Origin of the sequence: Paenibacillus oleatilyticus (genome assembly GCF_018998565.1) — a bacterium.
GTDB lineage: Bacteria > Bacillota > Bacilli > Paenibacillales > NBRC-103111 > Paenibacillus_G > Paenibacillus_G oleatilyticus.
In genome coordinates, this window is the sequence record NZ_JAHNZO010000029.1 from 24,384 (window position 1) to 46,456 (window position 22,073).

Consider the following 22,073-nt stretch of genomic DNA (forward strand, 5'->3'; position numbering starts at 1 on the left):
TTTTATTTTTGAAACGGAGTCAGGACGTTTATGAAAGTGGTACTGCAAAGAAGCAAAGCGGCACAAGTGACGGTGAACGGTGAAACGGTAGGCCGCATCGACCATGGCTTGGTGCTGCTGGTTGGTATTGCGGACGGCGATACCGAGGAGGATGCCCGTTACCTTGCCGATAAAATAGCGGGCTTGCGCATATTTGAAGACGAACAAGGGAAAATGAACCATTCGGTGCTTGAGACCGGAGGCCAGGTGCTGTCCATCTCTCAATTCACCTTATACGGGGACTGCCGGAAGGGAAGACGGCCCAATTTCATGGCGGCCGCTCGTCCCGAGCTTGCGGAGCCGCTTTACGAACGGTTTAACGGTATGCTTCGCGAAGCGGGGCTTCATGTGGAGACCGGACGGTTTGGGGCAATGATGGACGTATCGCTCGTCAATGACGGACCGGTTACGCTTATCGTCGAAAGCAAGCAGGATTAGAATCCGGGAAAGGAGCCGCACATACAGCGGCTTTTATCCATACGAATAAGCAAGGCTCAGGCGGGAGACAATGAGAGATAAGCCTGCGCACGATTTCATCTTGCGCGGCTGCCCGACATCTAAGGAGTCTATGCCTATTATGTACCGATCGCCGAAAGAACAAAGCTTACTGATGCCGGAACTGCAGCTTGTTTCCGGCGGTCTGGCGGAGGCGGCGGCATTGCAATCGTCCGGCATGGACGATACGGAAATCCGTGCCGATTTCTCTTCTTCCAGCGAGCAACTGAAGCGGACGGCGCGCAAGCCGTTCCGCTGACCAAAAAGACGGGTCGTTTTCGTGGATTGAGCGAAAGCGGCCCGTTTGTTTCATTAGACAGCCAAATATGCTAAACTATTGCTAGTTTTGTTCCAATTTGAAACTTCTTGTGCGGTAGTCCCGTCTTATAAGTGACGAAGCATTCGTTTCGGCATCCGGCGGCTGACTCGCACAGACGATTAACGGAGGATGGAATGCATTGAAAATCGAATTCGAGCGTGTCGGTTTCGGTGAACAGGCCAATGAGCTGTTTCATATAGGCAAGCTTTTTTTCGAAGAGGTCGAAGTGGTCTACGAGAGAACGGACGATGCGCGCCTTCACGTTCGCGTCGAGGTGGACGCCGATGAAACGAAACGTGTAATCAGGTCCAAGATCCGACTGACCGACCGGGAGACGGGAGCCGCTTACGACAACGAACATGAGCGGGCGATGGATGCGCGGGACGCCGGGCATAAACGCACCGTCAAGCGGGCGGTCGGCTATGGGCTGCTTCAAGTGCTTCGCGAGTATACCGGGCTGGAGCAGGCGTGGGGGATTTTGACCGGCGTGCGTCCGACCAAGCTAATGCATAACATGATGATGAAACAACCGATGGAAAGCTGCAAGCAAACGCTGCGCGACGAGTATCTTGTCACCGAACCGAAAGTGGAGCTGCTCGCCGGAATAGCCGAACGCCAGTTGAAAGTGATCCCCGATTTGTTCCATTTGGATAGGGAAGTAAGCATTTATATCGGAATCCCGTTTTGTCCGACCAAATGCGCTTATTGTACATTTCCGGCCTACGATATTCGGGGAAATAACGGCTCCGTCGAGGCGTTCCTGGAAGGACTGCATTACGAAATTCGCGAGATGGGCCGCTGGATGCGGGAAGCCGGAGTCGGCATAACGACGATTTACTGGGGCGGGGGAACGCCGACGAGTATTACGGCCGAGCAGATGGATGCACTATTTGTCACGATGCACGAATCGTTTCCGGCCATGGACCGTGTTCGCGAGCTGACTGTCGAGGCCGGCCGTCCGGATACGATTACCGAAGACAAGATCGAAGTGATGAAACGGTGGAAGGTCGACCGGATCAGCATTAATCCGCAAAGCTTCACGCAGGCGACGCTCGATGCGATCGGACGGCACCATACGGTGACGGAAACGATCGAGAAGTTCAAGCTTGCCCGGAAGCTTGGGCTGAATAACATCAATATGGATCTGATTATCGGGCTCCCGAATGAAGGAATGGCCGAACTTCAGAGGACGCTCGATCAAACGGCCGAGCTCCTGCCGGAATCGCTGACGGTTCATACGCTCTCCTTCAAGCGCGCTTCCAAGATGACGAAGAACAAAAGCGAGTACGAAGTGGCGGAGCGGGACGAAATCGCCGAGATGATCCGCTCGGCCTCCAAATGGACGGAGCAGCACGGGTACAAGCCATATTATATGTACCGGCAGAAAAACATTTTGGGTAATCAGGAGAACGTCGGCTATTCGCTCGAAGGGTTCGAGAGTCTGTACAACATTCTGATGATGGAAGAGCGTCAGACGATTATCGGACTCGGCTGCGGCGCGGTAAGCAAAGTGCTTTATCCGAAAGTCGAGCATGAGGACGGCTACGAGCAGCGCATCGAACGGATGCCGAACCCAAAGGAGCCCTCCTTCTACAATGAGGCTTATCAAGAGTATGTCGACAAAAAAATCAGGCTGCTGAACGATGCTTATAGCATTCCGGCAAGCCAGCCTTCGTAAGGCGACGTAACGGATCATGCTTCGTTTTCATTTCAAATGATCAGGTAGTAATCATAACATGGCAGAGGTGTATTATGGCAGGGAAATCGAACTATTCCGGAGGCAGCGCAAAAGGATACGTACTAGTAATCGCACTAATCGTTCTAATTGCAGCTGGCGCCGGCGCTTGGCATTATTGGAAAGCAGGGGGAACGAAAGCCGGAGCGGGGAACAGTGAACGAAAAGCCGCCCAGAAGCTGGAAGAAGTGAAAACGGTAAGTGCTCCGAAAGAAAGCTATGACCTTATCGTGGCTGGGACCGATCCCGAGGGAGTGGCGGCGGCCGTTTCCGCGGCGCGCAACGGACAGAAGACATTGCTGGTTGACGGAAAAGACCGCGAGATCTTGGGCGGATTGATGACGCTCGGATGGTTGAACAGCTTGGACATGAACTATGAGCCGGACAAAAGCGTCCTTCATAAACGGGAAATGCTCAACAAGGGCATATTTGCGGAATGGTACGGCAAAATCGAAGGAGATTCGTTCGATGTCGTGACGGCGGCAAATGCCTTTAACTCGCTGGTAGCCGCGGAGAAAAATATCGACGTGCTGCTGAAGGTTAAATCGATGGAGCCGATCACTTCGCCTTCCGGAACGGTCTCCAAAATCACGGGCATGAAGCTGACGTTGGCCGACGGCAGTGTCAAAACCGTCCAGACCAAAGCGCTTATCGATGCGACGCAGGATGCGGACATGGCCGCAGCCGCCGGAGTTCCTTATACGACGGGGCGCGAAGATCTTGGCGACAAGAAGGCGCGTATGGCCGTGACGCTCGTCTTCCGGTTGAAGAACGTCACGCCGGACGTATGGGAGAAGGTCCGCAAGCGTCTGGATGGAGATAACGACGCTGGAACAGGCGCGAACGAAATGAGCGCCTGGGGCTACAAAGACATGAAGGATTATCCCGCGGTCAATAAAGATCGCGTGCGGATGCGGGGATTGAACATCGGGCGTCAGAACAACGATACGATGCTGATCAACGCGCTGCAAATTTTCGGAATCGACGGAACCGACCCAAAATCGCGGGAAGAAGCATTTAAGCTCGGCAAGGATGAGCTTCCGAATATTGTGAAATACATGAAGGAAAAATATCCTGAATTTGCCGGCATCGACTTGGACGATACAGCGCCGGAGCTGTATGTGCGCGAAACGCGCCACATCCAAGGCGAATACCGCCTCAGCATTATTGACGTGCTTGAAAACCGTGATCAATGGGATCGCATCGGTTTCGGCTCCTATCCGGTCGATATTCAGCGGATGTCGCCTGCGGACACCGGTGCCGTTATTACCGTGCCTCAGCAATACGCCGTACCGTTCCGCAGCATCGTGCCGCTGAAAGTGGACGGGCTGCTGGTCGTCGGACGCGCGGCGAGCTTCGACTCGCTCCCGCACGGGACCGCGCGCGTCATTCCGGTCGGCATGGCAGCCGCCGAAGCGGCCGGATCGGCAGCGAAGATCGCAGCGGATTCCGGAATCACGTTCCGTCAAATGTCCGCCAATAAGGAAACCATTACGAAGCTTCAGGATACGCTGAATAATCAGGGAATGGTACTGAAGCCGTTCAGCATCAAGGCGCAGCCATTCATGGAGCATAAGGCGTACGAAGGCCTGAAGGTAGCGGTCACGCTCGGTCTTGCGACAGGCGGATACGACAACAACTTTGCGCTGGACAGCAAGTCCAACCAGCAGCGGTTAGTCAACCTTCTCTTGGGTATGCGCAAATTCAAGCCCGAGGCCATGGCCGGGAACCCGGGAGAGGCGCTCGCCAAAGGCACCGATCCGAAGACGCTGCCGGTTACGCTGGACCAAGCGGCGCACATGATCGCCCTTCTGCTGAAGGTAGAAACGGCGCCCGAGCAGGCGCTGCAGACGCTGCAGAGCAAAGGATTGCTTGCGGCCGCAACATTGGACAGCATTGCGAACAAGCAGGAGCTGACCAACGGCGATACGTATATGCTGATCAAAGACGTATATAACGCGCTGAAAGCGGCAAAATAATCCGCATGAAAATTTGCAAGCAAGCGGATGTTTTTTCTTGACTTTGGATACCTTCGCGGGTAGAATAAATTCTAATTCCATGTCATATCTTGTAGATCCGTTGATGGGACAAAGTAATTCGAACCTTGCGTATCCAGAGAGGGAAGCCCAGGCTGCAAGCTTCCTTATGCGAATCGGACGAACAGACCTCCCGGAGGACGAACGGGGAACCCCGGCCAGACGAAGGCGTTTATAGCCAGTGCCGGATAGTAGTCGTTTGCGGCTGGCGGACGTTACCCGCTTGAAGAGTGTGAGCGAGTTATTTTGCGGAAAGCTGGGCCCGGCAGCGAGCAAGCTCGTTCGAATCGTGGGTGGTACCGCGGGAGACTTTGTGCAAGTACAATCTCTCGTCCCTGAATTAGTTCAGGGGCGGGAGTTTTTTATTTTTTTGTGCTGAAACGCGACAGAAAGGAGTCTGGGCTTACATGAGCATCCAAAAACCAAAGGGCACGCAAGACCTGCTGCCCGGCGAAATTGAGAAATGGCAGTATATCGAGGCGAAGGCCCGGGAACTGTGTCAGCGTTTCAATTTTCGCGAGATCCGTACACCGATGTTCGAGCACACGGAGCTGTTCCAGCGCGGCGTAGGAGAGACGACGGACATCGTTGAGAAGGAAATGTACACCTTCCTGGACAAAGGGGACCGCAGCATTTCGCTTCGTCCCGAAGGGACGGCCGGGGTCGTTCGCTCCTATGTGGAGAACAAGCTGTACGGCGAGCCGGATGTCAGCAAGCTGTATTATATCGGCCCGATGTTCCGCTATGAGCAGCCGCAGGCCGGCCGCTACCGTCAGTTTCACCAGTTCGGCATCGAAGCGTTCGGTTCGGTGGACCCGAGCCTCGATGCGGAAATCATTGCGCTGGGCTACACGTTCTATAAAGAGCTCGGGTTAAAAGACGTCACGGTGGAAATCAACTCCGTGGGCAATCCGGCCGTGAGGGCCGTGTACCGCGAGAAAATTCAGCAGTTCTTTGCCCCGGTGAAGGATAAGCTGTGCAAGGATTGTCAATCGCGCTACGACCGCAATCCGATGAGGATTCTCGACTGTAAGGTCGATCAGAAATACGGCGAAGGCGCACCGACCATTCTCGAATACTTGGACGAGGAATGCCAAACGCATTTCCAAGCGGTGCAACAATATTTGACTGCGATGGAAATTCCGTTCCGCATCAACCCGCGTCTGGTGCGGGGGCTGGATTACTATACGCACACCGCGTTCGAGTACAAAGCGGCGGGTATCGGCGCGATCGATACGATCGGCGGCGGCGGGCGTTATAACGGCCTTGTCGGACAGATCGGCGGAACCGACCAGCCGGGCGTCGGCTTCGGGCTCGGCATGGAGCGTATCCTGCTTGTGCTGCAGGCACAGGGAGTCGATATTCCGGCGGCTAAGCCATTGGATGTGTACTTGATCGGCCTCGGCGAAGCCGCAGAGCGCGAGTGTGTGAAGCTGCTGCAAAATTTGCGATTGGCGGGGCTATCTGCGGAAAAAGACTACTTGGGCCGCAAAATCAAAGCGAAAATGAAATCGGCCGACCGGTACAACGCAGCTTATGTCGCCATTCTTGGCGACGACGAGCTCGCGAAGGGCGAGATTACCTTGAAAACAATGGCTACCGGCGAACAAGAAACGCTGGCTCTCTCCAATTTCGTGCAGACATTGCGCGAACGGGCTGGGCAAGTTTAACGATAAAATGGAGGTAAAAAACACCATGACGACGATGTTAAAAACGCATCATTGCGGCACTTTGAGCAAAGCTAATGTGGGAGAAACGGTAACGCTGAACGGTTGGGTACAGCGCCGCCGCGACCTGGGCGGGGTATTGTTCATCGATCTGCGCGACCGGAGCGGAATCGTGCAAATCGTATTTAATCCGGCTTTTTCCGGCGAAGCGCTTGCGGTAGCCGACCGGGCGCGGAACGAATACGTGCTCGCGGTACGCGGTGAAGTCGTAGAACGGGATGCGGAGACCGTCAACCCGAACCTTCCGACCGGAGAGATCGAAGTTCGCATCAAGGAGATCGAGATCCTGAATGCCGCGAAAAACCCGCCGTTCTTCATCGAAGACGGGATCGAAATCGACGAATCGCTGCGTCTCAAGCACCGCTATCTCGACCTGCGCCGTCCGGAAATGCAGCGTACGTTGATGCTGCGCGCGAAAGCGGCCAAAGTATTCCGCGATTATTTGGACGAGAACGGCTTTATCGAGGTGGAAACGCCGATTTTGATCAACAGCACGCCGGAAGGCGCACGCGATTACTTGGTGCCAAGCCGTGTTCACCCGGGCGAATTTTTCGCGCTGCCGCAATCGCCGCAAATCTTCAAACAGCTGCTGATGGTAAGCGGCATGGAGCGCTACTACCAAATCGCCCGCTGCTTCCGCGACGAAGATTTGCGCGCCGACCGCCAGCCGGAATTTACGCAGGTAGACATCGAGACATCGTTCCTGTCGCAGGATCAATTGCTCGATATGATGGAGAAGCTCGTCGTACGTCTGTTTAAAGAAACGGCCGGCGCCGACATCGAAACGCCGTTCCAACGCATCACCTATGCGGACGCGATGGGCAAATACGGCTCCGACAAGCCGGACCTTCGTTTCGGCCTCGAGCTGCAGGACGTTTCGGACATTGTCGCCGAATCGGGCGTCCAAGTATTTGCGAACATCATTAAAAAGGGCGGCCAGGTAAAGGCGCTCAATGCCAAAGGCTGCGCCGCTTGGAGCCGCAAGGAAATCGACGATCTCGGCGTATACGCCGCACGCTACGGAGCCAAAGGGCTTGCGTGGATGACGTATAAAGACGGCGAGCTGAAAGGGCCGATCGTGAAATTTTTCAACGAGCAGGAGCTGGAGCAGCTCAAGCAGCGTCTGGAAGCCGAAGAAGGCGACCTGCTGTTGTTCTCCGCCGATACGAAGAAGGTCGTTGCCGACGTGCTCGGTAACCTTCGTTTGAAAATCGGCCGTCAGTTGGGCCTGATCGACGACAGCAAATTCAAGTTCGCATGGGTGGTAGACTTCCCGCTGCTCAGCTATGACGAAGAAGCGAAGCGCTATGTGGCGGAGCATCATCCGTTTACTAGTCCGAAGGCAGAAGACATGCATTACTTCGACACCGATCCGGGCCAAATCCGTGCGCAGGCCTACGACCTTGTGCTGAACGGCTACGAAGTCGGCGGCGGCTCCATGCGGATTTATCAGCGCGAAGTGCAAGAGAAAATGTTTGCTACGCTGAACCTTCCCAAAGAAGATGTGCAGGAGAAATTCGGCTACCTGCTGGAGGCTTTCGAATACGGTACGCCGCCTCACGGGGGGATTGCTTTCGGGTTCGACCGGCTCGTCATGCTGATTACCGGCCGCACCAACCTGCGCGAAACGATTGCCTTCCCGAAAACGGCCAGCGCATCGGACCTGTTGACGGGAGCTCCGGGTCCCGTGGATGCCAAGCAGCTTGAGGACCTGTCCATTCGTTTGGCGCTCAAGCAGCCTTCCGCCAAAGCTTAAGACCCGAATAAGAGGAGTGTGGACAGTAAGCCATGCTGCATCAATTTTCCCGTACGGAGCTGGCAATCGGCCCGGAAGGGCTTGAGGTAATGAAAAATAGTACGGTGGCGGTTCTCGGCATCGGCGGCGTCGGTTCGATCGCCGCCGAAGCGCTGGCCCGCACCGGCGTCGGCCGGATCATCATGATCGATAAGGATGTCGTCGACATTACGAATGTGAACCGGCAAATTCATGCTTTGATGACGACAGTCGGCCAGCCGAAAGCGGAGCTGATGCGTGATCGTATCCTGCAAATCAACCCGGAATGCGATGCCGTCGCCTTGCGTATGTTTTATACCGAAGAAACGTATGAGCAGTTGTTCGAATATCCGTTGGATTATGTATTGGATGCTTCGGATACGATCAGCTACAAAATTCATCTGATCAAGCAGTGCCTGCAGCGGAAAATTCCGCTCATTTCCAGTATGGGCGCTGCGAATAAGATGGATCCGACCCGGTTTCAGGTGGCGGATATTTCCAAGACAAGCGTCGATCCGATGGCGCGGGTGATTCGTCACAAGCTGCGGAAAGAAGGCATCAAGAAGGGCGTCAAAGTCGTTTTTTCGACGGAAGAGCCGATCAAGCCGCGAGTTGACGTCACGCAGCGGATCGTGCCGGAGAATGCCCCTGAGATTCGTAAAGCGCAGCAGCCGCCGGCCAGCAACGCGTTCGTACCACCGGTCGCCGGGCTGATCATGGTCAGCGTCGCTGTCCGCGACTTGCTGGCTAAGTCCGGACTAAAGTAGCATATTCAGTGATACGGCATAAAGAAAGCATCCTTTGCAGCGAATAGGCGAAAAAGGATGCTTTCTTTGTCATTTTTGGGGCAAGATAGAAAAAGTGAATTCGAACGTCATTACATCTTTACCAATCGGAGTGCTTGCAGATCATGAAACGAAGCCCAGCCAAGGGGAATTACAGGCGATATTTGGCTTATTTCGGAACCCTGAATATCAATGTGCTTCATTTGCGTAAACCTTGGGTGATCGCTTGGTGGTCGGCCGCATTCCCGGGATTCGGACATTTGCTTCTCGGCAGCCAGATCAAAGGGTTTATTTTGATTTTGTGGGAGATTGGGATCAATATGCAATCGGGAATCAATAAGTCGATGGTGAGCACTTTTACGGGCCGGGCCGACTTGTCGAAGCAGATGCTGAATCCGCGTTTGCTGCTGCTGTATATTCCCGTCTATGTTTATGCCATTTGGGACAGCTACCGCAAGTCGATCGAGCTGAATAAGGAATGGGTGCTGGCCGAGTGGGAGCGTGCACCCATTGTTTCCTTTAAGATGGGCGGGATGTCTTTGAACCATCTGGACAAAAGCTCGCCTTGGCTCGCAATCGCATGGTCCATGCTCATGCCGGGGCTTGGACAGCTGTATCTTCGCCGCATTCCTGTCGGTTTTTTTCTGTTGGCCGGTTGGATCTCCTTTATGTATTTCTCGGGCGTTGCGGAAATCGTGCTCGTCTTCCTGGAAGGAAAGTATATCCAGACGTCGCATTCCATGAATTCGCAGTGCGCCTTATTTATGCCTTCGTTTTATTGCTTTGCGGCTTATGAGGCCTATGTGTATTCGGTCGAATATAACAAATTGTTCGACAAGGCCCAGAGGCAGTGGCTGGAGCGCCGCTATGGAACGCTGCGTCCCGGCTTCTGCCGGGCAACGGAGCGGTGAAGATGTATATCGTAGCGACCTTTCGTCATTCGTCGGAGCTGGAGCTGGCCATCTGCGAACTGGAGCGGCAAGGCATCCTTGCTGAAGCGATTACTGCCGTTCCGTTAAAGGAAAATAGTCCGCAGGCGATCCGGGTACTCGATACGATTCGCCACTCGGATGGGATCAGCCTGCTGGACGGCCCCGCCGTGATTGGCACGATCGGTTCCGTGCTGGGAGCATCGCGGGGCTTCGGCTGGGCGATGGGCCCCATTATCGGTGGACTGCTCGGTCTTGCGGCAGGCGCCGTTCTTGGCTTTGTATTGGACTGGCTGATCAACTTCAAACGGCGAAAAAAACGCAATCGGAGAGAAAACGCCGTGGACGTCGTTGTCATTGTGGAGTGCAGCCCCGATCAAGCACCGGATGTCCAGAACATTATGGAACGCTGGTTGGCCCTGGGAATCGGCCGGCTTGGCTCGGGCTGAGCTTCAAACCTTTGTAAATCGCGCAAAGTGCTTTTATAATAAAAAGCATGGGTCACCCGTTCGCAGCATATATGCGGCGCCAGGGGCCTGTGCTTTTTTTGCGAATATTCAGGATTGGCGGTCAGAGGAAACCATGGACTTATTCGATTTTAACCGGACGAACGAATATAAGCCGCTGGCGGAAAGAATGCGCCCGCAAAATCTGGAGCAATTTTTCGGACAGAAGCATTTGCTCGGCGAAGGCAAGGTGCTGCGCCGGCTCATCGAAACGGACAAGATCGGCTCCATGATTTTGCAAGGTCCGCCTTCCAGCGGCAAAACGACGCTCGCCACGATCATCAGCGGCATGACCAGCTCGCATTTTGAGAAATTGAACGGCGTCTCGCTTTCGGTTTCGGATCTGCGGGAAGTCGCCCGTAAAGCGAAAGACAATCTGAAGCTGTACAATCAGCGGACGATTCTGTTTTTGGATGAAATCCACGCGCTCAAAAGCAACGTACAGGAGTCGCTGCTGCCTATCGTCGAAGACGGAACCATTATTCTGATCGGCGCGACGACGGAAAGCATCGCACACGATATCATACCGCCTCTTGTCAGCCGCTGCCGCGTGTATCGGCTTGAAGCGCTGCAAAAAGACGATCTGGAGCAAATTTTGCGTCAAGCATTGGCGGACCCGGAAAGAGGGCTGGGCGGGGAGTATGGGATTTCAGAGGAAGCGATGGATTATTTATGCGACGTCTGCAATGGCGATGTAAGAAATGCTTTGATCGCCTTGGAAACGGCCGCCTATTCGCTGCACGACTCGCAAACGATCGAGCTGCAGACGATTCAGGAATCGTTCGAGTCGCGGATTAATGCAATTACCCATACCGATTTTTATGACATGACATCCGCCTTTTGCAAGTCGCTCCGCGGCGGTCAGACGGACGCGGCCATCTATTGGCTGGCTCGTATGCTGTATTCGGGAGTGGACCCGCTATACATCTGCCGCAGAATCGTCGTTCATGCGACGGAGGATGTGGGCATGGCCAATCCGACCGCGCTGCAAATTGCATTGGCGGCCAAAGATGCCGTCGAGTTTGTCGGTATGCCGGAAGCGCGAATGGCGATCGCCGAAGCCGTCGTGTTCATTTGCGAGAGTCCGAAAAGCAATGCGGTCTATAAAGCAATCAACGGAGCGCTCGACTACGTCAAGCAGACGAAAGCTTACGAGGTCCCCGCAGATGTCCGCGACGGTACGAGAACTTATTCGAATCCTATCGATCATCCGAACGCCCGGAACGAATATCTTCCTCCGGAAGTGAAGAGTAAGCGATTTTATCAGCCGCAAAATAGCGGAGTGGAAGCGAAGATTTACGCGAAATATAACAAGCCTGCGGCAGAGTAAAGCCGCAGGGCATACCGGCAGAGGTCGGGATGAAACATTTCCGGGGAAATAAGCCCGATTATGATTAGGCTCGCTGCAGCGGAACTTCAGCGGCTCTTCCACCCGCCGGATTGGAAATTTCGACAGCGATGCGTCCGAAGAATAAGGCGCTTAGACGGATTAATTTATTGGTCACCGGGAGAAGCAGCAGACCGATGCCGGTATAAATAAGCGAGATCTGGAACGAACTGAAATCCGACGGAAGCAAACGGGCGAACAGTTCATTCTCGAAAATGTCAATGCCGATCGACTGCAGCAAAACCGTATAGACGAGCGGCGACACCAAGAGCCCCAAATTAACGGCCACGATCGTAACGGCAAGCGTAAACGAAATGATGCCCAAGGGGAGCTTGACGATTTGGAACAGCAGTCCTACATAAGTTGCCGGGTCGGAAAGCTCCGTGGCTAGCTGGGCGAAGAGGCCTCTTCGGCCATGCCGTCCGGGATCGAAATCATCCGACCGAACGGAAGCTGCGACCGTCGAAGGGGATTGGAGCAGCCGGTCAGCCAGCCTTGCATCCAAAACCGTCATGTGTTTGGCAAGCCGCGCTGTCACGAGCATAAGCGGAAAGCCGACGAACAGCGGCATAAGTCCGATGGACAAGACGACACCGACGATCGTCAGCGTGAATCCGATGATGCCTGCGGGCAGAAGATAAAGCAAATAGTAAAAGGCCCCGATAAATCCTGGTTTTTGCGTATTCAATGGTTCCACATCCTCATATCGTTTTGAACCTTTTGACGTTCCTGCCGGGTTTACCCCCTTCAATTATTTTCAAATTAGTTTCTGAAGAACATCGTCGGATAACAAGGACACATCCAAGGGAGTGCGTCGGTTCGCCTTACCGGGCGGGCAGGCAGCGTGCAATGTCTTCAGACACCACATATTTTTCTCAAAAAAGGCTTCGATGATCTGGAAGCTTTTTTTGTTATATGATTTACAACGTAACAATGTTATGTTACACTTATTTTCGTAAGGAGGCGTTGAAGGTGACGGAACGGGAATTGATCTCCAAAAAAGATTTGCTTGAACTGACAGGCATCTCTTATGGCCAATTATACCGCTGGAAACGAAAAAATCTCATTCCGGAAGAATGGTTTATTCGAAAGTCGACGTTTACGGGACAGGAGACCTTTTTTCCAAAGGAGAGCATTTTGGCGCGGATCGATAAAATCGTGAATATGAAAGACGATTTATCGCTGGATGAACTGGCGGATGTGTTTTCGCCGAATTTAAGCGAAGTTGCCCTCGGGCGAGCGGAGCTGGAAAAACGCAACATTGTTACGAAAGAGACGCTCGATTTTTACATCGACCAGCAGGGAACGAACGCGGTCTACGATTTTGAAAACATCATATGCATGTATGCGCTCGACAAGCTGCTGCAAACCGGAGAGATGACGTTGGAGGAAGGGAAAGGTCTGATTCAGACCATGGCGGAGCACTATTCGAAGCTTCAAGGCAAAACGGCCGAGCTGATCTTTTTTCGCAAGATGGGCATGTCCGGCTTCGTGATTGCGACAAGTCCGGGCGAGGTGTATTTTGAACCGCGGGTGAGGGTGGTCGCGCGGATCTCGATAGGCCAGTGCGCAGAGGAATTGAAAATCAAATTATCGTAAGGCGTTTTACGAAAAATATAAAATGCAGCACGTACGGAGGGATAACTATGGACAGCAATAACCGCCGCGATCTCGTTATTTCCGGCAGCGGCTCTTCCTCGGGCGGAAGCTACCGGGACGTGAAAATTAACGGTGAAGGCAAAGTTTATGGCGATATCGATTGCTTGCAGTTCAAGACGAACGGAGTCAGCGAAATCTCCGGCCATGTGAAGGCCAAGTTCATTCAAGTGAACGGTGTGTCGTCGATGAATGGAAATGTTGAAAGCGAGGACATTAAAGTTTATGGGGACGCCAAGCTGGAAGGAAATGTGTCGTATCTGGATTTTAAATGCCGGGGCAGCGCGCGGGTTCGGGGGAACATGAACGGCGACCGGATCGATCTGGAAGGGGATTTGACCGTGGCCGGTGACTGCGAGGCGGAAACGTTCAATGCCAAGGGAGCGTTCCGGATCGACGGATTATTGAATGCGGGCGTTATCGATATTTCGCTTTACGGTGCCAGCTCCGTGCAGGAAATCGGCGGTGAAGTGATCACGGTACGCAAAAAAGGCTTCAAGTCGCTTCTCAAATCGTTACTGCCGATGCTCGACGCGAAGCTCGACGCTGAAACGATCGAAGGGGACGAAATTTATTTGGAGAATACGACGGCCAAGGTCGTCCGCGGCAGCCGGATTACGATCGGGCCGGGCTGTGAAATCGATCTGGTCGAATACAAGGAAAGCTTGAACCCGTTCAAGGGAGCAAAAATCCATGAGTATCGGCAAATCTAACGGGAGCCGTCTTGGCTTTGTCGTCGCCGGTCTCCTGCTTGGCATATTGATGGCGGCAATGGACAACACGATCGTAGCGACGGCAATGGGGACGATTGTAGCCGAGCTCGGCGGATTGGACAAATTCGTCTGGGTGACATCGGCTTACATGGTGGCCGAGATGGCGGGGATGCCGATCTTCGGCAAGCTGTCTGATATGTACGGACGCAAGTGTTTTTTCGTGTTCGGCTTAATCGTATTTTTGCTTGGTTCGGTCCTGTGCGGGACGGCAAGCAGTATTACCGAGCTCAGCATTTACCGCGCCATCCAGGGTATCGGAGGAGGCGCGCTGATGCCGATTGCGTTCACGATCATTTTCGATGTGTTTCCGCCAGAGAAGCGGGGCAAAATGTCGGGATTGTTCGGCGCGGTATTCGGACTGTCCAGCATCTTCGGACCGCTGCTGGGCGCCTATATTACCGATTATATCGGGTGGAAATGGGTGTTTTATGTCAACGTGCCCATTGGTCTGCTTGCCCTGTTTTTTATCGTCGTGTGCTATCGGGAGTCGCCGGTGCATGCCAAACAGCGGATTGACTGGTGGGGAGCGGTCACGCTGGTCGGCGCGATCGTATGTCTCATGTTTGCGCTGGAATTAGGCGGCGGCACCTATCCATGGACATCGGGAACGATCCTCGGTCTGATTGCCGGATTCGTCGTGTTGTTTGGCGCATTTCTGTTTGCGGAAACCCGGGCCCGGGAGCCGATCATTTCCTTTGCGATGTTTCAAAACCGTCTGTTTGCTTCCAGCAATCTGGTTGGCCTGTTCTACGGCGCGTCGTTTATCGTGGCGACGGTCTATATTCCGATCTACGTCCAAGGCGTGTTCGGCGGCAGCGCCACCAATTCGGGCCTTATCCTGCTTCCGATGATGCTGGGGACGGTCGTGACCGCGCAGTTGGGCGGTTTTCTCGCCGGCTCCGGCAAAATGTCTTACCGCGGCGTCATGATTATTTTTTCCATATTATTTGCGGTATCCATCCTGCTGCTTGCTACCCTGACGCCGGATACGCCGTGGTATTTGGTAACGTTGTTCATGATCCTGGTCGGCCTCGGTACGGGTGCATCCTTCTCCGTGCTCGGCATGTCGGCGATTCACGGCTTCGAGGCGAAGCAGCGGGGCTCGGCCAGCTCGACGATGTCGTTTGTACGCTCGCTCGGAATGACGATCGGCATTACCGTGTACGGAATCATTCAGCGGAACGATTTGGAAGCGTCGTTGGGCAACGCGTTCGACGGTGCCGGAGCGCCGCAGGGGGTGAACCTGAAAGATCCGCGCGACCTGTTGTCGCCGGCAACCCGCAGCGCCATCCCGGCGCCGATTCTGGACAAAATTACGGCGTCGTTGTCGGCGTCGATTTCGCACACGTTCCTGTGGGCTTTGATCCCTGCTGCGCTTACGATTTTGTGCGTCTTATGGATGAGCCGGGAAAGAATCCACATATCCCCGGCACAACGGGAAGTATCCTCCGAACAGGCTGTATCGCAATCGTAAAAACTTCATCTTGCAGTATAGAGAGCCTGCTGAGTCATTTCAGCGGGCTTTCTTAATTTTTTAAATCCCATTCCCCAAATAACATGTTACAATAGGAATGTATATCCAATTTTGGAAGCTTGGATATAGCTCATTGTTAAAATAGGGAGCCGGGGAAAATGAATCAAAAGAATATGCTATTGAAACTGCTTCTTTGTTTGATTTGTCTCACAGCCGGTTGTTCCGGCATGAAGCCCGAAGACAAAGCAACGAAGCTAAAGGTATTTTATCACGATAAACAAAGTTTCTATGAGATTTACGGTAAGCTGTTTACCGCTCAAAACCCTCAAGTCGAGATCGAAGTCGTCTCATTGGACGATTACTACAAGAAAGGTTTTTCCATGGAAGGGTATCGGGAGCTTGTAAAAAAAGAACAGCCCGATCTTATCTTCAACTTTGATCTTCAAAGCTTTGTTGAGGACGGAATGCTTATCGATCTGGAGCCACTTCTAAAAAAATCAAAAGACGTCAACCTGGAACGGATGAACAAAAATATGACCGCTTACCTAAGGAATAAAGGCGGGGGACGATTATACGGCCTGTCACCGACCTTTCAATCCAAAGCCTTATTTTATAACAAGACGTTATTCGATCAATTCGGGATACGTTATCCAACGGATCATATGAGCTGGGAGGAAGTGTTTCAACTGGCTGCACGGTTTGCAAAAGCAGAGCGCAATAACGGTAGCACATATGGTTACTACCATAACGTCAGCCATCCTTTCTGGCTTGTTCAAAATATCGCAGAAACCGAAGGCCTAAGCTTGACGGATTCAACCGGAAAGAAAATCATGATCAATACTCCAAGCTGGAGACGTATTTTGGATATGGTCATTTCAAGAACAAAGGAAGGCACGGTTTATATCAACCAACCGGTTGACATGCAAAAGGGAAACCTGCTGCATGAAAATCCGTTCATACAAGGGCGAGCGGCCATGACGGTAGAGTACTCATATGAATTGGAGTATCTTTCAAACGTTGATTTCGAATGGGGAATCGCTACGGAGCCAGTGAATCCCGCTACACCCGACCGGAGCACGTCTCTTGCTCCCAATAAATTGTTCGGAATTTATTCCGGCTCCAAAAACATAGACGGAGCCTGGCAGCTGCTGGAGTATATCTATAGCGAGAAGTTTGCGAAGCTGAATAGCCGGGCAGGTACCCGCGGCAGTCTTCCAGCTTATATCGACAGCATGCAAAAGAAGGATAATAACATGGAAGCATTCTATAAACTGTACCCCCAAGACGCTTATACGCCTTCCGTCCCCTATGAATTTTCAATCGAGTTTTATGAGCAAGTCCAACAATCCATGACCGGAGTGATTGAAGGAGAGCTTGAACTGGACAACGTGCTGATGGAGTTGGATAAAATCGGACAATTAAAGTTGGATCAAGCCTTGAAAAAATAATGCCGGCATAAATAAAAAGGGAGCTTCCGGTTTACACCGAAAAGCTTCCCTTTTTTACTGATCAGCCTTATTGCAAAATCTTGTCGATTACCGCGCCGCCGAGACAGACTTCCCCGTCGTAGAAGACGACGGATTGCCCTGGGGTAATCGCCTTTTGCGGCTGATCGTACACGATTTCGCAGCGGCCGCCTTCGCCGAAATGAACCGTCACGCCTTGGTCGGGTTGACGGTAGCGGAACTTCGCCGTGCAGTGCAGCGGCTCTTTCGGCGGTTCGCCGGCGATCCAGTTCAAATCTGTCGCCAGCAGTCCGGTCGAGTAGAGCGCCGGATGCTTTTCGCCTTGCACGACATACAAAATATTGTTCTCCAAATCTTTGCCGGCGACGAACCAAGGCTCACCGCTGCCGGAGCCGCCAATGCCGAGACCCTGACGCTGACCGAGCGTATAGTACATGAGGCCGTCGTGCCGTCCTTTAACCTCGCCCTCCAGCGTTCTCATCTCTCCCGGCTTCGCAGGCAGATAGCCGCTCAGGAACTCCTTGAAGTTCCGCTCGCCGATGAAGCAGACGCCGGTGCTGTCTTTTTTCTTCGCCGTTGCGAGTCCCGCTTTCTCTGCGATAGCCCGGACTTCCGGCTTCGGAAGGTGGCCGATCGGGAACATCGCTTTCGACAGCTGGTATTGGTTCAGGGCGTGCAGGAAATACGTCTGGTCCTTGTTGCTGTCGACCCCGCGCAGCAGCCGGTATTTGCCGTCCCGCTCCTCGACGCGGGCGTAATGTCCGGTTGCGATATAGTCGGCGCCGAGCTCCAACGCTTTATTTAAAAACTCCCCGAATTTGATCTCCCGGTTGCACATCACGTCGGGATTCGGCGTCCGTCCTTTGCGGTACTCGTCAAGGAAGTAGGCGAACACCTTATCCATGTATGGTTTCTCAAAATTTACCGTATAATAGGGAATGCCGATTTGGTCGCAGACGCGGCGCACGTCCTCGGCGTCCTCTTCCGCCGTGCAATGCCCGAATTCATCGGTATCGTCCCAGTTCTTCATGAACACGCCGATGACCTCGTATCCTTGTTCCTTCAGAACAAGCGCGGATACGGAAGAATCGACGCCGCCCGACATCCCGAGAACGACTCGCGGTTTTGTTGTCATGATCATTACCTCGCTTCTATACCTGTACATCGTTCGTACATTAAAAGTATTATACATTCAAATCGAGAAAGAATAAAATTTTTCATGAATATGCCACGGTTTTTCTCCCAAATTACAAGGTTTTATGTTACCATAGAAACGATACAAAAATGTATGAAATGTAAACGAGGTGCTACAAGTTGAAGATTTCCACCAAAGGCCGCTACGGACTCACGATCATGATGGAGCTCGCGACGAAGTTCGGAGAAGGCCCCACCTCACTGAAAAGCATCGCAGAAAAGCATCAGCTTTCCGAGCATTACCTGGAGCAATTGGTTGCTCCGCTGCGTAACGCAGGTCTTGTTAAAAGCATCCGCGGCGCATACGGCGGATATATTTTGTCCAAATCGCCCGAAGATATTTCCTCCGGCGATGTGATTCGGGTGCTGGAAGGTCCGATCAGCCCGGTCGACTTCACCGAGGAAGACGATCCGGCCAAGCGCCAGCTCTGGATTCGGATTCGCGACGGAATTGCGCAGGTGCTTGATTCGACGACGCTGCACGATTTGATTTCTTACAAAGACGAAGGAAGTCAGAACGACAGCTACATGTTTTACATTTAGACCGCTTTGAAATCCTCCTAACAGATGTGGTGAAAGCTTTGGAGCTCATTTATTTAGATCACGCCGCCACAACGCCCGTACTTCCCGAAGTCGTGGAAGCGATGCTTCCATATTGGACCGGGGCGTACGGGAACCCCTCAAGCACGCATCAAGCCGGTCGGGAAGCCAGAATGGCGCTTAGCGCCGCCCGGGACCGGATCTCCGCTTTTGTCGGCTGCGCGCCGTCCGAGCTCGTATTTACAGGGAGCGGAACGGAAAGCGACAATATGGCGTTGTTCGGTGCGGCTGAGGCGTACCGGGAACGCGGCCGGCATATCATAACGACACAGATCGAACATCATGCCGTTCTTCATGCTTGCGAGCGATTGGAACAGCTTGGATACGAAGTGACTTATGTACCTGTGGACCGATTCGGCCAAGTTTCGCCGAACGATGTGGAAGAGGCCATTCGGCCGGATACGATCCTGATCAGCGTCATGTACGGCAACAATGAAGTCGGTACGCTCCAGCCGATCGAAGCGATCGGACGCCTTGCCAGGGAGCGCGGCATTTGTTTTCATGTCGACGCCGTTCAAGCGTTGGCTCACGCGCCTATCAATCTTCGTGAGCTGCCGGTAGATTTGATGAGTTTTTCCGCGCATAAACTGAACGGTCCCAAAGGGGTCGGCGCGTTATATATAGCCAAAAACATTCGCGTCACACCGCTGCTCTACGGCGGCGCTCAAGAACGAAAACGCCGTCCGGCGACGGAAAATACGGCCGGCATCGCAGGCTTTGCAAAAGCCGTAGAAATTTTTGACCGGAATAGGTATGAAGTGCAACAAAAGATGGAAAAACTACGTCAAGAAATGGTCACCGAACTGGAACGGCGTCTGACCCCCGGGCAGTTTGTCGTCAACGGTCATCCTACAGAGACGCTTCCGCACATTTTGAATGTCAGCTTTCCCGGTGTTTCTACCGAGACGATGCTGATGAATCTGGATCTTGCGGGAGTGATGGCTTCAAGCGGCTCGGCTTGTACGTCCGGCTCCTTGGAAATCTCTCATGTCCTTAAGGCGATGAATCTGCCGGATGAGGTGACGCAGTCGGCCATCCGATTCAGCTTCGGACCGGGCAACGACTCCGAGCAACTTGCTGCTGCCGCCATGGCCATTGAAACCATTGTCAGCCGATTACGTACTAAAGGATAGGGCAAATTCCGATTTGCCGGCTGGGAGAGAAGCTCGTTGAAAAAAGCGCGCGATGTTATCGGATTGCCGGTCATTTGCGTAGAGACAGGAAAACAAGTGGGCAGCGCCAAAGACCTGTTGCTGAACGAAGGCTGGGAGGTCGAGTCCGTGCTGCTCGAAGCGGGGCATTGGTTTTCCGAAGCCACGTGTATTGAGCGAAAAGACGTGATAGCGATGGGCGACGACGCTGTTACGATTGCCGCAGAACAAGCCGTCCGCCCGCTGAATCCAAGCTCCGCTTGCAGGGCGCTGCTGTTTGGCGAACGCAAGCTGAAGGGACTCCCGGTCATTACCGTCAACGGGCAGCAGCTCGGGGTGATCGAGGATGTTTATTTGGAAGCGGATGGGGGCATAAAGGTAATAGGTTATGAATTGACCGAAGGTTTCATCTCGGATCTAACGGAAGGGCGCAGATGGCTACCGATGCCGGATGCGGTCAAGGTCGGCGACGACGCCTTAATTGTTCCCGTTCACGCCAGCGAAGCGCTTCAAGAAATCTTCGGACCAAAAGAAGAATAGGGTGATACCGATGTTACGTTGTCCAAATTGCAATTCCAAGGATATTGGCAAGATCGGCTCCCATCAGTTTTACTGCTGGGGCTGTTTTATCGAACTGACGGTGAACGGGGAAAAAATGTCCGTATTCCAAGTAGAGGAAGACGGCACGCTTAGCTCACTCGACGATTTGTTTTTTGAAGAGGAAATGCCCGAGCTTCATGCTAACTGACGAGCAGCATTGTATAGTCAAACTGCTTTCCCGGACGCTTTGAACAGGCGTCTCGGGAAGCGGTTTTTTTGTTCGCTGGGTTAAGAGCGCGGACTTGTACATATACTGTAAAAAGGCAAACGCTTCGTCAGAAGTCAGATCGAGGTAAAGGGGGGCGCTATGGACCGGTTCCCGAAACAACGGCTGCTCGTCGGTATGATCTATACGCTGCTCGGTTTGATCATTTTGTACATGCTGCTGCAGCTCCGTCCGATGATTGCGGGTTTGTATGATTTTTTGAAAAAAATTTTGACGCCGTTCGCGATCGCGCTGATCATTTCTTACGTGCTGAATCCGGTGGTGACACTGCTCGGCGCCCGCAAAGTGCCGCGAACGATGGCCGTGCTGCTCATTTATGCGGTTTTCATTACTTCGGCGACCGTCGTGCTCATGAACCTCATTCCGATGTTCGTGCGGCAGCTCGCGGAATTGAACGATAAGCTGCCGGATGTCGCCTTTAAGGCGCAAAGCGTTGTAAACGGCTTAAACGGACTCAACTTTCTCCCGGACAGCGTACGGATGGGCATTCAGCAGTCGCTTTCCAAGCTGGAGAACGGAATCTCGCTCGCGATTGCGGAATACATTCACGGTATCGGCAGCACCATCAATACGGTCTTTCTTCTCTTCATCATTCCGTTTGTCGCCTTCTATATCCTGAAAGATTTTCAACTGATCGAAAAATCGACGCTGGCCATCGTACCGAAAACGCACCGCAAAGAAATCGTGTCCATGCTGATGGATATCGATATGGCGCTCGGCAACTATATCCGCGGCCAGTTTACCGTATGTATGATCGTCGGGCTACTCGCCTACATCGGGTATTGGCTAATCGGCATGCCTTACGCGCTGCTGCTGGCCAGCGTCGTTGCGGTGTTCAACATTATCCCTTACCTCGGTCCTTTTCTCGGAGCGGCGCCTGCACTGATCGTGGCGTCCACGATTTCCTGGAAGATGGTGCTGTTTGTCGGACTCATCAACACGACGTGCCAAATACTGGAAGGTAATGTAATCTCGCCTCAAGTGGTCGGCCGTTCGCTCAATATGCATCCGCTTGTGATCATTTTCGCACTGCTTGTGGGCGGGGAGATTGCCGGAGTAACGGGGCTCATCCTGGCGGTTCCGTTTTTTGCGGTCATGAAAGTGATTCTGCAGCATGTGTTTATGTACTACATTCACCGGAAAATGACGTGATTATTTTTTAGAAAAAAATTTTTTATCGGGCGAAACCAAGCGGCTGCTT

General features: G+C 53.1%; 21 protein-coding genes. 19 read left to right on the forward strand and 2 right to left on the reverse strand.

The genetic code is table 11. The annotated features are described in order from the left end of the window. Window positions 1-30: 30 nt before the first annotated feature. The 10 genes from dtd to KQX66_RS28530 all read left to right on the forward strand — a co-directional run bounded on the left by dtd (window position 31) and on the right by KQX66_RS28530 (window position 11,675). Window positions 31-477: a D-aminoacyl-tRNA deacylase gene (gene dtd / locus KQX66_RS28485; protein ID WP_216796236.1), complete on the forward strand. Its 447-nt coding sequence runs from the start codon at window positions 31-33 to the stop codon at window positions 475-477. A 139-nt stretch (window positions 478-616) separates the two neighbouring features. After that, window positions 617-793, forward strand: coding sequence for a hypothetical protein (locus tag KQX66_RS28490; protein ID WP_010498701.1), 177 nt, complete (start codon window positions 617-619; stop codon window positions 791-793). Between the two features lie 199 nt (window positions 794-992). After that, window positions 993-2,531: a coproporphyrinogen III oxidase gene (locus KQX66_RS28495; protein WP_216796237.1), complete on the forward strand. Its 1,539-nt coding sequence runs from the start codon at window positions 993-995 to the stop codon at window positions 2,529-2,531. Window positions 2,532-2,605: 74 nt separating this feature from the next. Next, entirely contained in the window at window positions 2,606-4,567 is a 1,962-nt protein-coding gene (locus KQX66_RS28500; RefSeq protein WP_216796238.1) for an FAD-dependent oxidoreductase, read from the forward strand. 464 nt (window positions 4,568-5,031) lie between these two features. After that, a complete protein-coding gene (gene hisS / locus KQX66_RS28505; RefSeq protein ID WP_216796239.1) occupies window positions 5,032-6,294 on the forward strand; it encodes a histidine--tRNA ligase in 1,263 nt (420 codons plus the stop codon). Window positions 6,295-6,319: 25 nt separating this feature from the next. Further along, window positions 6,320-8,107, forward strand: coding sequence for an aspartate--tRNA ligase (gene aspS, locus KQX66_RS28510; protein ID WP_216796240.1), 1,788 nt, complete (start codon window positions 6,320-6,322; stop codon window positions 8,105-8,107). 32 nt (window positions 8,108-8,139) lie between these two features. Further along, complete coding sequence (locus KQX66_RS28515; RefSeq protein ID WP_216796241.1) at window positions 8,140-8,892, forward strand: tRNA threonylcarbamoyladenosine dehydratase; 753 nt, start codon at window positions 8,140-8,142, stop codon at window positions 8,890-8,892. Window positions 8,893-9,035: 143 nt separating this feature from the next. After that, entirely contained in the window at window positions 9,036-9,821 is a 786-nt protein-coding gene (locus tag KQX66_RS28520) for a hypothetical protein (RefSeq protein WP_216796242.1), read from the forward strand. A 2-nt stretch (window positions 9,822-9,823) separates the two neighbouring features. Continuing rightward, window positions 9,824-10,288: a hypothetical protein gene (locus KQX66_RS28525; protein WP_216796243.1), complete on the forward strand. Its 465-nt coding sequence runs from the start codon at window positions 9,824-9,826 to the stop codon at window positions 10,286-10,288. Between the two features lie 133 nt (window positions 10,289-10,421). Next, window positions 10,422-11,675 carry a replication-associated recombination protein A gene (locus tag KQX66_RS28530; protein ID WP_216796244.1) on the forward strand — a complete coding sequence of 418 codons (1,254 nt, stop codon included), beginning with the start codon at window positions 10,422-10,424 and terminating at the stop codon, window positions 11,673-11,675. 64 nt (window positions 11,676-11,739) lie between these two features. Here KQX66_RS28530 and KQX66_RS28535 read toward each other — a convergent pair whose 3' ends face one another. Further along, the gene (locus tag KQX66_RS28535; RefSeq protein WP_216796245.1) at window positions 11,740-12,420 is read right to left on the reverse strand and encodes a sensor domain-containing protein; all 681 of its coding nucleotides are present in this window, start codon (window positions 12,418-12,420) and stop codon (window positions 11,740-11,742) included. A 284-nt stretch (window positions 12,421-12,704) separates the two neighbouring features. Between KQX66_RS28535 and KQX66_RS28540 the strand changes: the two genes are divergently transcribed. The 4 genes from KQX66_RS28540 to KQX66_RS28555 all read left to right on the forward strand — a co-directional run bounded on the left by KQX66_RS28540 (window position 12,705) and on the right by KQX66_RS28555 (window position 17,083). Beyond that, entirely contained in the window at window positions 12,705-13,331 is a 627-nt protein-coding gene (locus KQX66_RS28540; protein ID WP_308647293.1) for a YhbD family protein, read from the forward strand. A gap of 47 nt (window positions 13,332-13,378) precedes the next feature. Then, a complete protein-coding gene (locus KQX66_RS28545; RefSeq protein WP_216796246.1) occupies window positions 13,379-14,101 on the forward strand; it encodes a polymer-forming cytoskeletal protein in 723 nt (240 codons plus the stop codon). Continuing rightward, window positions 14,082-15,635, forward strand: coding sequence for an MDR family MFS transporter (locus KQX66_RS28550; RefSeq protein ID WP_216796247.1), 1,554 nt, complete (start codon window positions 14,082-14,084; stop codon window positions 15,633-15,635). Before KQX66_RS28545 ends, KQX66_RS28550 begins: the two co-directional genes overlap by 20 nt. 158 nt (window positions 15,636-15,793) lie before the next feature. After that, window positions 15,794-17,083, forward strand: a complete 1,290-nt coding sequence (locus KQX66_RS28555) for an extracellular solute-binding protein (protein ID WP_216796248.1) — start codon at window positions 15,794-15,796, stop codon at window positions 17,081-17,083. A gap of 67 nt (window positions 17,084-17,150) precedes the next feature. On the opposite strand, the gene mnmA is transcribed toward KQX66_RS28555, so the two are convergent. Continuing rightward, complete coding sequence (gene mnmA, locus KQX66_RS28560) at window positions 17,151-18,242, reverse strand: tRNA 2-thiouridine(34) synthase MnmA (RefSeq protein WP_438804214.1); 1,092 nt, start codon at window positions 18,240-18,242, stop codon at window positions 17,151-17,153. 173 nt (window positions 18,243-18,415) lie between these two features. On the opposite strand from mnmA, the gene cymR reads away from it, so the two are divergent. The 5 genes from cymR to KQX66_RS28585 all read left to right on the forward strand — a co-directional run bounded on the left by cymR (window position 18,416) and on the right by KQX66_RS28585 (window position 22,024). After that, window positions 18,416-18,838 carry a cysteine metabolism transcriptional regulator CymR gene (cymR, locus tag KQX66_RS28565; protein ID WP_216796250.1) on the forward strand — a complete coding sequence of 141 codons (423 nt, stop codon included), beginning with the start codon at window positions 18,416-18,418 and terminating at the stop codon, window positions 18,836-18,838. 38 nt (window positions 18,839-18,876) lie between these two features. Continuing rightward, window positions 18,877-20,028 (forward strand): cysteine desulfurase family protein, encoded by a 1,152-nt coding sequence (locus KQX66_RS28570; protein ID WP_216796251.1) that lies wholly within the window; start codon window positions 18,877-18,879, stop codon window positions 20,026-20,028. A 36-nt stretch (window positions 20,029-20,064) separates the two neighbouring features. Then, window positions 20,065-20,586 carry a PRC-barrel domain-containing protein gene (locus KQX66_RS28575; protein ID WP_010497083.1) on the forward strand — a complete coding sequence of 174 codons (522 nt, stop codon included), beginning with the start codon at window positions 20,065-20,067 and terminating at the stop codon, window positions 20,584-20,586. 10 nt (window positions 20,587-20,596) lie between these two features. Beyond that, the gene (locus KQX66_RS28580) at window positions 20,597-20,794 is read left to right on the forward strand and encodes a YrzR-like zinc ribbon domain (RefSeq protein ID WP_010497085.1); all 198 of its coding nucleotides are present in this window, start codon (window positions 20,597-20,599) and stop codon (window positions 20,792-20,794) included. Window positions 20,795-20,953: 159 nt separating this feature from the next. After that, window positions 20,954-22,024 carry an AI-2E family transporter gene (locus tag KQX66_RS28585; RefSeq protein WP_216796252.1) on the forward strand — a complete coding sequence of 357 codons (1,071 nt, stop codon included), beginning with the start codon at window positions 20,954-20,956 and terminating at the stop codon, window positions 22,022-22,024. Window positions 22,025-22,073: the final 49 nt, after the last annotated feature.

What these genes read in the sequence shown, in the direction of transcription:
- dtd (WP_216796236.1), top strand. Translation starts at nt 31, where the DNA reads ATGAAAGTGGTACTGCAAAGAAGCAAAGCGGCACAAGTGACGGTGAAC.
- KQX66_RS28490 (WP_010498701.1), top strand. Translation starts at nt 617, where the DNA reads ATGTACCGATCGCCGAAAGAACAAAGCTTACTGATGCCGGAACTGCAG.
- KQX66_RS28500 (WP_216796238.1), top strand. Translation starts at nt 2,606, where the DNA reads ATGGCAGGGAAATCGAACTATTCCGGAGGCAGCGCAAAAGGATACGTA.
- hisS (WP_216796239.1), top strand. Translation starts at nt 5,032, where the DNA reads ATGAGCATCCAAAAACCAAAGGGCACGCAAGACCTGCTGCCCGGCGAA.
- aspS (WP_216796240.1), top strand. Translation starts at nt 6,320, where the DNA reads ATGACGACGATGTTAAAAACGCATCATTGCGGCACTTTGAGCAAAGCT.
- KQX66_RS28515 (WP_216796241.1), top strand. Translation starts at nt 8,140, where the DNA reads ATGCTGCATCAATTTTCCCGTACGGAGCTGGCAATCGGCCCGGAAGGG.
- KQX66_RS28520 (WP_216796242.1), top strand. Translation starts at nt 9,036, where the DNA reads ATGAAACGAAGCCCAGCCAAGGGGAATTACAGGCGATATTTGGCTTAT.
- KQX66_RS28525 (WP_216796243.1), top strand. Translation starts at nt 9,824, where the DNA reads ATGTATATCGTAGCGACCTTTCGTCATTCGTCGGAGCTGGAGCTGGCC.
- KQX66_RS28530 (WP_216796244.1), top strand. Translation starts at nt 10,422, where the DNA reads ATGGACTTATTCGATTTTAACCGGACGAACGAATATAAGCCGCTGGCG.
- KQX66_RS28545 (WP_216796246.1), top strand. Translation starts at nt 13,379, where the DNA reads ATGGACAGCAATAACCGCCGCGATCTCGTTATTTCCGGCAGCGGCTCT.
- KQX66_RS28550 (WP_216796247.1), top strand. Translation starts at nt 14,082, where the DNA reads ATGAGTATCGGCAAATCTAACGGGAGCCGTCTTGGCTTTGTCGTCGCC.
- KQX66_RS28555 (WP_216796248.1), top strand. Translation starts at nt 15,794, where the DNA reads ATGAATCAAAAGAATATGCTATTGAAACTGCTTCTTTGTTTGATTTGT.
- mnmA (WP_438804214.1), bottom strand. Translation starts at nt 18,242, where the DNA reads ATGATCATGACAACAAAACCGCGAGTCGTTCTCGGGATGTCGGGCGGC.
- KQX66_RS28580 (WP_010497085.1), top strand. Translation starts at nt 20,597, where the DNA reads ATGTTACGTTGTCCAAATTGCAATTCCAAGGATATTGGCAAGATCGGC.
- KQX66_RS28585 (WP_216796252.1), top strand. Translation starts at nt 20,954, where the DNA reads ATGGACCGGTTCCCGAAACAACGGCTGCTCGTCGGTATGATCTATACG.